Genomic DNA, 12,331 nt, shown 5'->3' on the forward strand with positions numbered 1-12,331 from the left:
GCCGTACCGCGGCCACGACACCGTACGAACCGAGGAGCGAGACCATCAACGGACAGGCACCCATCCAGTCGGTACCGACCGAGTCGTCCGGACCATTCCGCGGACGCCCGCGCTGGCGCGGGCAGTGGATCGCGCCCGAACCGCGTCAGGAAGCGGAGGAGGAGATCGGCGCCCACCTCGGCCACAACCCTTCGGTCAGCCGATTCGCCCGGTCGATGTACCGAAGGACGTTCACGCTGGACAAGCTCCCGGCTGCCGCACCGGCCAGGGTGACGGCCGACTCACGTTATGTGCTGTGGGTCAACGGTCACGAGGTCGGACGAGGCCCCGCCCGGTCGCAGCCCTACCGCATGCGCTACGACTCCTACGACCTGGCGCCGTACCTCACGGTCGGCACGAATGTCGTCGCCGTGCTGGTCACCTACTACGGCGCTCCGACGACGTTCTGGCAGCCGGCCGCCGCGAACGCGAACACCCAGGCCGCGCTCGTCTTCGAGGCCGAGATCGGGGACACCGTGATCGCCAGCGACGACCGCTGGAAGGTCAACACCTCCGACGCCTGGACGCGTGCCGCGGGCGACAACGCCGAGGACATCAGCATCCCCGTAGAGGTCTTCGACGCACGCTTGCTCCCCGAGACCTGGCGTACGTCCGACTTCGACGACTCCGGATGGGTTGGTGCCACGCCGGTACGAGCGACCCACATGGGCGCCATGGGCGAGACCCGCCCACCCGTGTATCCCTTCGGCCGACTCCTGCCGAGAGGAATCTCGCAGCTGTGCGGTGAGGTCGTCAGGCCGCGTTCGGTCCTCGACCTGTCCCAGCGGCCGCGGCCGACATGGGAGAGCGAGCATCCGGTCACCCGAATCAAGCAAGTGCTCGCCCAGCCCGAAGCACAGGCGCAGAATCCCTCGCTGCCCGCGGCCTTCTGCGTCCCGGCGGACGGCGTGCAGCACCTTGAGGTCGACTTCGGAAGGATCGTGGCGGGATTCGTCGAGGTCGAGATCGACGCGCCCTCAGGCACGTCGGTCGAGTTGCACTACCGAGAGAAACGCCATGCAGACGGTGCGGAGGGCCCGATCGACCCCCCAGCCGGGGCGCGGTTCGTCACACGGGCAGGGACCACCGAGTTCACCGGCCTCGAGATCAACGGCCTGCGATACCTGCACCTGATGGTGCACGCCCGAGAGTCCGTTGATGTGGTGGTGTCGCGAGTCGCGGTGCGCGAGCACCTCTACCCCCGGACCGGAGCGGCCTACTTCCGTTGCGACGACCCGCTCCTGGACAGGCTCTACCACGCCGGTGTGCGCACAGTTCAGCTCAACTCCTTCGACGCCTACACCGACTGCCCCACCCGCGAACAGCGAGCCTGGGTCGGCGACGGCGTCGTTCACCAACTGGTCGACCTCGTCACCAACGAGGACTGGGGTCTGGCCCGCAACTACGTGGACCTCGGAAACGCCGCCCGACCCGATGGCATCCTGCCCATGGTGTCTGTCGGCGATCTCTCCGTCGACGGCGGACTCACCATTCCGGACTGGTCTCTGAGCTGGACGCACGGCGTCCACGTGCAGTACATGCACGACGGCGACCTCGAACGAGCGCTGCACTATCTCCCGACAGTCCAGCGCATCCTCCAGTGGTACGCGAACTACGTCGACGAGCACGGGGTCATCGCGGACGTGGCCGAGTGGAATCTCGTCGACTGGTCCAGCCTGATGCACAGCGGCCGGAGCTCCATCCTGACCGCGCTCTGGGCGAGAAGCCTCTCGGAGTTCGCCGAGATCCACCGGCACGCCGGGAACACGGCTTCGGCCCAGTGGGCGCAGAACCTGTACGAGGCCGCCGCCGTCGGCTTCGAGCAGTTCTGGGACCCTGCGCGAGGGCTGTACGTCGACCACATTGACGATGACACGACCATGTCACCGACCTCACAGGCCGCCAACGCGGTGGCGATCGCATCGGGCCTGGCGCCTCAGGAACGGTGGGACGGCATCATCACGAAGATCACCGACCCTGCACTGTTGGTGGTGCGGTCCTGGGTCGGGTCTGTCGAGACCGGCAGTTACGACTTCGCCAAGATGCGTGAGCAGATGAACGGCCGGCCACAGCCCGACTGGGCCGTCGACAAGGAGATCGTGGCCGCCCAGCCGTTCTTCAGCTACGTCGTTCACGACGCCGCGGCTAAGGCGGGTCGGGCTGATTCGCTGCCGGACCTGTTGCTTCGATGGGAAGACCTCCTCGGCGACTACGACACGTTCGCGGAGTGCTGGGGCTGGGGCACCCCGGTCCACGGTTGGAGCAGCACCCCCGCCCGAGACCTGGTGGCGTACGTGCTGGGCATCACGCCCGACCTTCCCGGCTACCGACGTGCCCGCATCGCGCCCCGGCCGGGACGCCTCACAGAGATCGCGGGCGCCGTCCCGAGTCCCTTCGGACCGATCGAAGTCAGCCTCACCGGATCGAGAGTTCGCATTAATTGCCCGGTTCCGTCCCGATTCGTTCGGCCCGACGGTCAAGAGATCGAACTTCCCGCGGGCACCCACGAAGTCGGCATGAGCGAAGGCGCACATGAGGTGTAGCCGCGCGTCGTCAGGCCAGAGCGGCACGGCGCTCTGGTGTAGACCGCGGGGCTGCCCCTGACCGTCTGAAGTCTGCACAGATCAGCCAGTCATTCGGGAGGACATGTGGGCCGGCCGAGCGTCAAGGACGTCGCCCTTCGCGCAGGGGTCTCGCTGGGCACTGTCTCCAATGTGCTCAACCAGACCAAGGTAGTGCGAGCGGAAACGCGGCGCCGTGTCGAAGCAGCGATCGCCGAACTCGGATTCGTCCGCAACGACTCGGCGCGTCAGTTGCGCGCGGGAGTCAGTTGCACGATCGCATACGTCACCCTCGACGTCGGGAACCCGCTCTTCACCGATGTGGCGCGCGGCATCGACGACATCGGCCGACGCCATGGTCTCGCTGTGTACCTGTGTGACAGCCGGGACGATCCTGAACGTGAGGATGACTACATCGATCAGTTCTGGGAGCAGAGCATCCGCGGGATCTGCCTCACGCCGGTCAACCCCGACAACCCGCGGCTGCGCCTGCTCGCTGACAGCGGTGTCAGCCTCGTGATGGTCGACCGGGTACCCCGTGAGGAACCGATACGGTGGTGCTCGGTCGGCGTGGACGATGTTCGCGGCGGTGAGCTGGCCGTCACCCATCTTTTGGAACGAGGCCATCGACGCATCGCCTTTGTCGCGGGGCCCATGCACATACCCGAGGTTGCTGACCGGCTTCGGGGAGCGCAACAGGCAACGCAAGCGTTCGGAGCGGATGCAAAATCCCTCACAACTGTGGGCACCGACGACATGACGGTCGACGAGGGTAGACGGGCGGCGGCCCGCGTGCTCGGCCAAGCGAAGGCTACGCGGCCGACGGCGGCGTTCTGCGCGAACGATCTACTCGCCCTCGGGTTCCTGCAGCACGTGATGCAGCAAGGGCTGCGCGTCCCCGACGACATCGCAATCGTCGGATACGACGACATCGCCTTCGCTTCGGCCGCGGCAGTGCCGTTGACGTCTGTCCGGCAACCCCGACACCTGATCGGTCGGACCGCGGCCGAGCTTCTTCTCGAGGAGTCGGGTCGGAATGCCTACCACGAGCACCGGCATGTCCAGTTCCCCCCTGACCTTGTGGTCCGTCAATCCAGCGGTAGCGGGTGATGGCAACGGACTGTTCCGCCACTTCGTCACGCCCGGGCCGGAGCGTGAACCCGGGATCCGGGTGGCCGAGCTGGCGGGCCAGGGAGACCACCTACTCGATGGCCTCCAACTGCTTGGATGAGTCGTCCGGTGTTGCAGCCGTGTACGAGTTGCATCCCGAGTTGGCCGCCCGCTCCGATCGCGGCGAGGACGTGGTAGAGCTCCGGCCGAGCTGCGCGTACGGCCAGGGGTGCGGGTGCCAGCGGCAGCGACGCCTTCGACGCGGTCTTCGCGTAGCCATAGGCCCGAGCGGCCGGGGCACAGCCCGATCCTCGCTCAAAGGCGCAGAGGTGCCGCCGCACCCCCTCGTGACCCACATACGTACAGGTCAAACGGGGTGTGGCGGCATACCGTCATTCAGATGTCGCGGAAGAGACCAGCCGATATCGCCTCGACTTCGCTGGAGTCGAGGCGATATCGGCCATCTGACGTCAGACGCGACAAGGGGCCGCGCGCGGTGGGCGTGGTCCCTTGTCGTGGGTCTGTGGGTTAGGGATGGTCGATCACGGTGCGGGAGGCGTTGGCGAGGTCGGTGGGGACTTTGGTGTGTGTTTGGCAGTTGGCGTTGGGGCCGGTGGTTTTGGGGGTGTCGGGGTAGGCGCAGATGGTTCGCTGGACGCCCGCGACGGTGTCGTTCTGGTTGAAGGACTCCGGCGCTTTTCCGTGTTCGGTCCAGGTTTGGAGGGCGTCGAGGAGCTGGGACATGGCGGGGGTTGTGCCGGTGAGGGCTGGGGGTTCGTGGCCGACGTTGGGGAAGTAGAAGGTGCGCACGAAGGAGCGGGTGTTGTGGACGCCGTATCGGTCGAAGAGGCGTTGCTGGTAGTTGTAGGAGCCGAAGGGCACGATGAGGGGGTCGTTGGTGGGGACGTAGTAGAGGATTTTGCCCTTGTTGTGGCGGACGTCGGTCAGGTCGGTGCTGTCGGTCGAGGCGGTTCCGGCGAACTTGCGGTAGGCGGCTTGGAAGGTCTGGGGGAAGTTGTCGGTGGTGAGGTGGGAGCGCCAGTTGTAGGTGGCGTCCTGCTTGAGCCAGTGGCGGAGCCAGGTGTCGATCATCGGGCTCATGTTGTTGCCGCCGGGCAGGAGTGTGGAGAAGGAGGTTCCGCGGGTGATGCCGCCCCACAGGCGGTTGCCGTGTGTGTCGCGGGGGCCGTCCCAGATGAGGTTGACGGCCTTGGCCTCTTGAGGGGTGAGGCTGTTGACGTTTCGGGCGTCGAAGGTGCAGCGGCGGGGTTCTGCGATGACGCCGTCTTTCACGCCGTCCTGGGTGTCGCAGGCGGTGACGGCGGCGGCGTTCGCGGCGTCGCTTTTGGCAGGTGCCAGGCCTTTTGCGCCGAGCAGTTCGTTGACGACGATGGCGGGCCAGGCTTCTGCGACGGGGAAGCGGTTCCAGTTGATGGCGGGGAAGCCGATGAGGAAGCCGTCGTAGAGGTCGCCGTGTTTCTGGGCCATCTGCCAGCCCTGCCGGCCGCCGGTTGATGCGCCGACCCAGTAGTTCCTGCGGGCGTCTTCGCCGTAGTAGGTCTTGGTGAGTTTGAGGGCCCAGGTGGTCTGGGCGTGTTCGCTGCGGTCGATGAAGTCCTTGACCTGTGAGGTCAGGAGTTTGCCGCGTGGGTCGAGGACGAAGCCGCCGCCGATCAGGCCGCAGTCCGGCTGGGCGTTGGTCAGACCGGTCTTGGGGTTGGTGGCGTTGCACCAGGCCTGGTTGTGACCGGTGTCGGTGTTGGAGCCGACTTCGCCGCGCTGCAGTGGGAAGGAGAGGTCGGAGATGATGCCCTGGTAGCCGCCGCCGCCGATGTTGAGGACGCGTCCGTTCCAGGCGCCCGACTCGGTTCCGCCCTTGCCGCCGTCGGCGTCGTTGAGGGGGAGCACGACCCGGATGTTGATCGCGCGCGCGGGTGTCAGGTCGACCTGGCAGTGGGCGGGAACGTCCGGTGTTGCGGAGATGACCTTGGACGTCGCCGACTTGACCTCATGCTTGTTCACCAGACCGGAGGCGAGATCGGAACACGCAGCGCTCCGTGCACTGGCGCTGTGGGGCGCGACCAGCGTCCAGAGGGAGACCGACGCCGCGGCCAGGGTGCCGCTGGCCAGCAGCCAGCGAGACCTTCGGCTCCGGTGGGATCGAGGAGGTGTGGATTGCTGCATCAGAGGCCTTTCTGAGATGACTCCACCAAATGAAGACATCTCACTGAGGGGGGAGGGGCCGCCACCGCGCCACGGGGGAGCGTCAGCACGCGGCGGCGGCCCTGGAAGGTCCGGCAGACGGACCGGGGGGCCGACTGCCGGCCGAGGAAGGAGCGCCCGGGCCGCTGGGCCGCTCCGCAGCGGCCCGGGCACTCGGCTCAGCGCAATGCCCCGGTGGTGGTGGGCACTTCGCGGAGACATGTCCCCCCGATCACACCGCCCGCAACCGCGGCACCATCGACCGCGCCAGTGGTGGCGATGAAGGTGCGCCGACTGGGGGTCGGCGGCGAGTCACCGGAGCCGGCGGGGGATAGGACGGCAGACTCAGGGACTTCAGCGGACATGGCTAGGCCTTCGCATCGCGGACGGGTCACGCTCGCGCACAGCGGCACGGCTGGACGCGGGACCGTCGTCGCCGCAAGACCTGGACGATCGTGCGGTTCACAGCCGCGGCCGGTCATGCCCGGCAGTCTGGCATCGCCGGTGAGGCCTGTGGCAGGGAGACTTTTCTCCCCCCATGCTTTCTTTGTCGGAGGCGGCTGAACCTGGGTTCTGGATCACTTTCCGTGCCAGAGCCACGGAGGGTCACCACAACCGCGATCATGAACGGCCGTGGGTGATGTGTTCCTCCAGGACCTGTGGTTCCACCGGGTTGAAGGCGTTGTGCTCGAAAGTGCACTGGTCGACGGCGAGTTGGTGATCGTGCGGGCCCGCGCGTCGGCGGAGCGGGCTGCGTGTCCTGCTTGCTCGACGACGTCGGGCCGAGTGCACAGCCGATACGTACGCCGCCTCGCCGACACCGCAGTCGGCGGTCGTCACGTGGTGATCGAGTTACAGGTCCGGCGGTTCCGCTGCCGCGACCGCGCCTGCCGGCAGGCCACGTTCGCCGAGCAGGTCGACGGGCTGACCTTCCGGCACGGGAGACGAAGCGCCGGGCTGCAGACGGTGCTGCAAAAGGTGGCGGTGATGCTGGCGGGCCGGGCCGGCGCCCGCCTGGCGGACACGCTCGCGGTCCGGGCGAGCCGGTCGACGCTCCTGCGGCTGATACGCCGCCTTCCGGAGCCGGAAGTGCACACACCACGGGTGCTCGGAGTGGACGAGTTCGCCCTGCGCAAGGGACACAACTACGGCACGATCCTGGTAGACATCGACACGCGCCGTCCGGTTGACCTGTTGCCCGACCGGGCCACGGCAACGGTGGCTGCCTGGCTCACCGACCATCCCGGCGTCGAGGTGATATGCCGTGACCGGTCGACCGCTTACGCCGAGGCCGGACGGCTCGGCGCCCCGGATGCAATCCATGTCGCGGACCGGTGGCACATCTGGAAAAACCTGGTGGAAGCCGTCGAGAAGACGGTCATCCAGCACCGCGCCCTGCTGCGCGAGCCGGAGGAAACTCCCCCGGTCCGCGCTGAGCCCCTCGAGAATCCGGCTCTTATGCCGCGTTCCCTGGATGAGCCACGACAGTCAGGCCGTCTGTCCGATCGGGTGCGGGAGCAGCACTCGGCCGTCCATGCCCTGCTGGATGAGGGGCTCGGGCTGCGGCCGATCGCCCGCCGGCTGGGCCTGGCCCGCAACACCGTCCGCCGACTCGCGAATGCGGCCACCGCGGACGAGCTCCTCGTCGGACGGTGGACCGGCAGGACCAGCATCCTCGATCCCTACAGGCCCTACCTGCATCAGCGGTGGGCGGAGGGCTGCACCGTCGCCCGCCGCCTGTTCGAGGAAGTTCGCGAGCGCGGCTATCCCGGTGGCGAGAGCGTCGTGAAGAAGTACGTGCAGCGGCTCCGCGAAGCCTTCCCGCACGACGATCCGCCCCGCAAAGCGCCGTCCGTGCGGGACGTGACCAGCTGGATCACCCGTCGCCCCGACCGCCTCACCGACGACCAGGCCCAGCAGCTCAAGCAGATTCTCGCCCGCTGCCCCGCCCTCGGCAGAACCGCCGAACACGTTCGTCTCTTCGCCGAGTTGATGAACGACCGCCGGGGCCGGGACCTCAGTCAATGGACAGAGCGCGTGCAGGCTGACGACTTGCCCGCCCTGCATGGCTTTGTCACCGGCCTCGGCCAGGATTTCGATGCTGTCGTCGCCGGGCTCAGCCTGCCCTACAGCTCTGGAGCGGTCGAGGGCCACAACAACAAGATCAAGATGCTGAAGCGGCAGATGTTCGGCCGCGCCAACTTCGACCTGCTCCGCAAGCGGGTCCTCCTCGCAGCGTGAGGCCGTTCATGATCGCGGTTGTGGTGACCCTCCGTGGCTCTGGCACGGAAAGTGATCCAGAACCAGAATTCAGGCGTCGCCGAGATTCTTCTCCGGCCGAGCCATGGTGAAGTCTTTTGCGGGGTGGGTGCATTGGGGCACAGCAGGCCAGTGCTTCCCCGGCGATGACGCGCGCGTCACTGGCCAGGCGGCCCTTGAAGATGTGCCAGAGAGCCTGTTTCGGGTGCGAAGGCGCGTACCCCCGCAGGGCCTCGGTGCCTCGGCCGGCTGCCCTGACGTCACTTGAGGTCTTCACGCGCTGCGTGTCCACCGCTGAACCAAGCCCAGCTCTGCGACCGAGCGCACAGCGGGCCTCGTCGCCCAACTGGTCCTGGAAACGTCAGGAGGCCGAGATCCGGAGGCTGAGCGGCCCCAGCGGCCTGGGGCGCAGGGACCTCCCCACCGGACACCGATGATGATCGGGAAACTAAAAAGCAGGCGTGCTTGCTTTTTATATTTTCGACTGCCACGCTCGCACCACACGGCCGAGGGGCGATGGCCATCCGTACCGGATCAGCATCCGCCTTGCGTATGCCGGTGTTTCCGGGAACGGGCGCGGAGAGGAAACCCATGGAACTCGCCACCACCCTTGAGTATGCCGAGAACAACCCGAGGAAGGCCGTCGAGGAGATCGTGCGGCTGGAGAAGGCCGGGCTCGACGCCGTCTGGGTGGCCGAGGCGTACGGTTTCGACTCGCCGACCACTATGGGCTACCTCGCCGCCCGCACCGAGCGCGTGAAAATCGGCTCGTACATCATCAACGTGTACTCGCGCACGCCCGCGCTGATCGCCCAGACCGCCGCCGGACTCGACGCGGTATCCGGGGGCCGTGCCCTGCTCGGGCTCGGCGCGTCCGGCCCGCAGGTCGTCGAGGGCTGGCACGGCCTGCCGTACGACAAGCCGCTCGGCCGCACCCGCGAGACCGTCGAACTGTGCCGCCGGATCTGGAGACGTGAGGTGATCGACCACCATGGCATCATCGACATGCCACTGCCGCGCGAGAAGGGCGGCAAGCTTGGCAAACCCCTGAAGTTCCTCAACCAGCTGGTGCGCAGCGAGATACCAATTCACGTCGCATCCCTCGGCCCGGCCAACGTCCGTATGACCGCGGAGATCGCCGACGGCTGGCTGCCGCATCTCTTCATTCCCGAGAAGGCAGGACTGGTCTGGGGAAACGCCTTGGCCGAGGGTTTGGCGCGCCGGCCTGCGGAACGTGGGAATCTCCAGATCGTCGCGGGCAACCTCCTCGCCGTCGGCGAGGACGCGGCAGCCGCCCGCGACCTGCTCCGCCCGATGATCGCCCTTTACGTCGGCGGCATGGGCGCCAAGGGCAAGAACTTCTACAACGACCTGGTCCGCGCGTACGGTTACGAGGAAGCGGCCGAAAAGATCCAGAACCTCTACCTGTCCGGTAAAAAGAGGGAGGCGGAGGCGGCTGTTCCCGATGAACTGACCGAACTTGTGTCCCTGTGTGGCCCCGAGGGCTACGTACGCGAGCGCATCGAGGCGTTCCGCGCCGCCGGTGTCACCCAGCTGAACGTCCGGATGGTCGGTCCTGATCCCGCTCGCCTCGTGGAGAAGGTCAAGGGTTGGCTCTGACGGGCTGCTCAGGACTGCCTCGGGCACTGTTCAACCGGGCCGGCACCTCACTGGGCTTCCCCAGCACTGGGACGCGTTTTCCTACCGGCTATCTGGAGCTCAAGCACACGCGAGGCGCAGTGCCCACCGAGTCGTGGAGCAACGCAGTGTGCACAGGACCTTCCATGACCCATGCTCGTGCATCGAGGGGCAACCCGCCCCGGATCATCATGCCTCCGTGCAGTTGCCGTGTCCCCCGAGCTGGACCATCGCTTGGTACACCTGATCGGGGGTCATGGATGGCTCGGGCAGGGGGTGTGCCCTGTCCGCGCGGAAGGCGTCGAGCATGAGGTGGAGGTGGCGGCGCCACGCCAAGGGGGCGATGTCTCGAGTTGCTTCGGTGATCCGCCCGTGAGACCAGATGAGGAAGGCCAGGTCCTCGGGCGTGGCGTCGGCGCGCAGGCTGCCCTGCTCCTGGGCGCGGTGGACGACCCGTACGCCGAGGTCATGGATGCGGCTTCGGGTGCGTTCGAGACTCATGGAGTCGGGCAGGCGCATCGACGTCAGATCGGCGAAGCCGCGATCGTCGGCCTGCAGCTCGCACATGGTCTCGACGAAGAGTTGGAAACCCTGCCACGCGTCCTCCATGGCGGCCGCTCGTTCCGCAGCGTCCAGCCAGGTCCTGAGTTTGTCGGCGAATACCGCCTGGATCAGGTCCACGCGAGCGGGGAAGTGGCGGTAAAGCGTTCCGATGGCCAGTTGGGCATGTTTGGCGATCTGCTCCAGCGGCGCATGGAGCCCCTGGTCGGCGAAGTGGGCGCCGGCCGCCGCCAGCAGGGCGTCACGGTTGCGCTGAGCGTCTCGCCGTAGCGGACGGCCGGCGGACGGCGGGACGTCGGGCGAGATTGGCATGCGCCCACCCTAGCAACATGAGGACCCCCTCACCTTCTCTGCTACGCTCGGGCCGCAACATGAGAGTTGCCTCAACTTATGCGGGAGTGCGGACATGAACGTTGCCCTGTGGATCTTGCAAGTGCTGCTCGCGACCATGTTCGGCATGGCAGGACTCATGAAGTCCACTCAGCCCAAGGAGAAGCTCGCCAAGTCCCTGCCGTGGGTGGAGGACTTCTCGACGGGCACCGTACGCCTCATAGGTGCGCTGGAACTGCTCGCCGCCCTCGGCCTGATCCTGCCCGCCGCCACCGGTATCGCCGCCGTGCTCACGCCGCTCGCCGCGACCGGCTTGGCGGTCGTGATGATCCTGGCCGCACTCGTGCACGCCCGCCGGAAGGAGATGAGCGGGATCGCCCTCAACGCCGTGTTGCTGGCATTGGCGGTCGTCATCACGTGGGGTCGCTTCGGTCCGTACTCTTTCTGACCCGCTTTGCATCGCACCGATTGGAACGAATCTCATGCGCATCACCGTCTTCGGCGGTACCGGCCCGACGGGCCTGCTCCTGATCGACCAGGCCCTGACGGAGGGCCACGAGGTCGTTGCCTACGCCCGTACCCCCTCGAAGTTGCCCTCCCACCGGCGGCTCACCGTGATCGAGGGGCCGCTGGACGACGCCCCGGCCATCGGCACGGCGGTACGCGGCAGCGGTGCCGTACTCAGCGTGCTCGGGCCGGGAACCAAGAAGACCGACATCCCACCCTTGATCACCGGCTACCGCAACATTGTCACTGCGATGCGTGACCACAGCGTCGAACGGCTCGTCGCGATGGGCACGCCCAGCATCACCGACCCGGCCGACGGCAAGGATCCCAGAGTCGGGCTCATGGTCGCAGGCATCCGGACGTTCCAGCCGACCGCGTATCGCGCCATCGTGACCATCGGCCGCACCGTGCGGGAGTCGGGGTTGCAGTGGACCATCGTCCGGCTTCCGCTGCTCACGAACGGCCCCAAAACCGCCGCGGTCAATGTCCGCAACGTCGGTGGCAAGGGCGGACTGCTCCTCTCGCGAGCCAACGCGGCCGCGTACTTCCTAGCGCAGGCCGCCGACTCCACGCAGATCGGCCGCGCGCCGTTTATCACCGACAAGTAAGCCTGCACATCACCAGCCGCGGAAACGAACGCGGCTTCCGCCTCACGTGCGACTTCGGAAAGACAACCATGCGTGCCTTGATCACCACCGGCGGCGTCGCTCCCTGAGTCGCCGACATCCCTCGCCCCACGTTCGGCTCCGACGCGGAGGCGCTGGTGAAAGTCGTGGCCACCTGTGTCAACGGCTTCGACACCATGGTTGCGGCCAGCCGGCTCAAGGGAGCGCTGCCGCACACCTTCCCCCGCCTGGGCGGGAGTGTTTAACCAACGGCCTCGTGTCACTTTCGGTGGCGATGCAGGGTGATGTCATCCGAAGAGGATGCGGTGGCGGAGGAGGGGGAAGCCTGCTCTGCCGTACATCTGCCGCGCGACGAGCTTGGTCTGGGTGGTGACGCCCTCGGTGGCGCCGTTGCTGTACGGGAAGGTGAGTACCACGATCACAGCGTCACGGTTTCACTCCAAGGCGCGGGGTGAAGGGGTGCCGAGGGGACAGTCCTGCTGCGCGGACTTTGTCTGT

Annotated in this window: 8 protein-coding genes and 1 pseudogene; 6 read left to right on the plus strand and 3 right to left on the minus strand. The window is 67.1% G+C overall.

Going from position 1 to position 12,331, the window contains the following annotated elements; translation table 11 throughout:
* The first annotated feature begins 215 nt into the window (after positions 1-215).
* On the plus strand, positions 216-2,582 hold the full coding sequence (locus OG858_RS40105) for an alpha-L-rhamnosidase-related protein (RefSeq protein ID WP_327725545.1): 2,367 nt from the start codon (positions 216-218) through the stop codon (positions 2,580-2,582).
* A 72-nt stretch (positions 2,583-2,654) separates the two neighbouring features.
* The gene (locus tag OG858_RS40110; protein WP_406202020.1) at positions 2,655-3,710 is read left to right on the plus strand and encodes a LacI family DNA-binding transcriptional regulator; all 1,056 of its coding nucleotides are present in this window, start codon (positions 2,655-2,657) and stop codon (positions 3,708-3,710) included.
* 528 nt (positions 3,711-4,238) lie between these two features.
* Here the strand turns inward: OG858_RS40110 and OG858_RS40115 are convergent.
* The gene (locus tag OG858_RS40115) at positions 4,239-5,732 is read right to left on the minus strand and encodes a tannase/feruloyl esterase family alpha/beta hydrolase (protein ID WP_327725576.1); all 1,494 of its coding nucleotides are present in this window, start codon (positions 5,730-5,732) and stop codon (positions 4,239-4,241) included.
* Between the two features lie 813 nt (positions 5,733-6,545).
* Here OG858_RS40115 and OG858_RS40120 point away from each other — a divergent pair.
* Both OG858_RS40120 and OG858_RS40125 read left to right on the plus strand, forming a co-directional pair.
* Positions 6,546-8,153 (plus strand): ISL3 family transposase, encoded by a 1,608-nt coding sequence (locus OG858_RS40120; protein ID WP_327747945.1) that lies wholly within the window; start codon positions 6,546-6,548, stop codon positions 8,151-8,153.
* A gap of 609 nt (positions 8,154-8,762) precedes the next feature.
* Positions 8,763-9,791 (plus strand): LLM class F420-dependent oxidoreductase, encoded by a 1,029-nt coding sequence (locus OG858_RS40125; RefSeq protein WP_327725552.1) that lies wholly within the window; start codon positions 8,763-8,765, stop codon positions 9,789-9,791.
* A 207-nt stretch (positions 9,792-9,998) separates the two neighbouring features.
* Here OG858_RS40125 and OG858_RS40130 read toward each other — a convergent pair whose 3' ends face one another.
* On the minus strand, positions 9,999-10,682 hold the full coding sequence (locus tag OG858_RS40130; protein WP_327725553.1) for a TetR/AcrR family transcriptional regulator: 684 nt from the start codon (positions 10,680-10,682) through the stop codon (positions 9,999-10,001).
* 94 nt (positions 10,683-10,776) lie between these two features.
* Here OG858_RS40130 and OG858_RS40135 point away from each other — a divergent pair, with 94 nt between their 5' ends.
* Entirely contained in the window at positions 10,777-11,148 is a 372-nt protein-coding gene (locus OG858_RS40135) for a DoxX family protein (RefSeq protein ID WP_327725554.1), read from the plus strand.
* Positions 11,149-11,182: 34 nt separating this feature from the next.
* Positions 11,183-11,815, plus strand: a complete 633-nt coding sequence (locus tag OG858_RS40140; protein ID WP_327725555.1) for an NAD(P)-dependent oxidoreductase — start codon at positions 11,183-11,185, stop codon at positions 11,813-11,815.
* A 305-nt stretch (positions 11,816-12,120) separates the two neighbouring features.
* Here OG858_RS40140 and OG858_RS40145 read toward each other — a convergent pair.
* A pseudogene (locus OG858_RS40145) lies at positions 12,121-12,325 on the minus strand (ISL3 family transposase); the annotation flags it as partial.
* Between the last annotated feature and the right edge of the window lie 6 nt (positions 12,326-12,331).

Origin of the sequence: Streptomyces europaeiscabiei, from assembly GCF_036346855.1 — a bacterium.
Lineage (GTDB): Bacteria > Actinomycetota > Actinomycetes > Streptomycetales > Streptomycetaceae > Streptomyces > Streptomyces europaeiscabiei.

Excerpts from the sequence above, each read along its gene's own strand:
- OG858_RS40105 (WP_327725545.1), top strand. The coding sequence starts at position 216 with ATGTACCGAAGGACGTTCACGCTGGACAAGCTCCCGGCTGCCGCACCG.
- OG858_RS40125 (WP_327725552.1), top strand. The coding sequence starts at position 8,763 with ATGGAACTCGCCACCACCCTTGAGTATGCCGAGAACAACCCGAGGAAG.
- OG858_RS40130 (WP_327725553.1), bottom strand. The coding sequence starts at position 10,682 with ATGCCAATCTCGCCCGACGTCCCGCCGTCCGCCGGCCGTCCGCTACGG.
- OG858_RS40135 (WP_327725554.1), top strand. The coding sequence starts at position 10,777 with ATGAACGTTGCCCTGTGGATCTTGCAAGTGCTGCTCGCGACCATGTTC.
- OG858_RS40140 (WP_327725555.1), top strand. The coding sequence starts at position 11,183 with ATGCGCATCACCGTCTTCGGCGGTACCGGCCCGACGGGCCTGCTCCTG.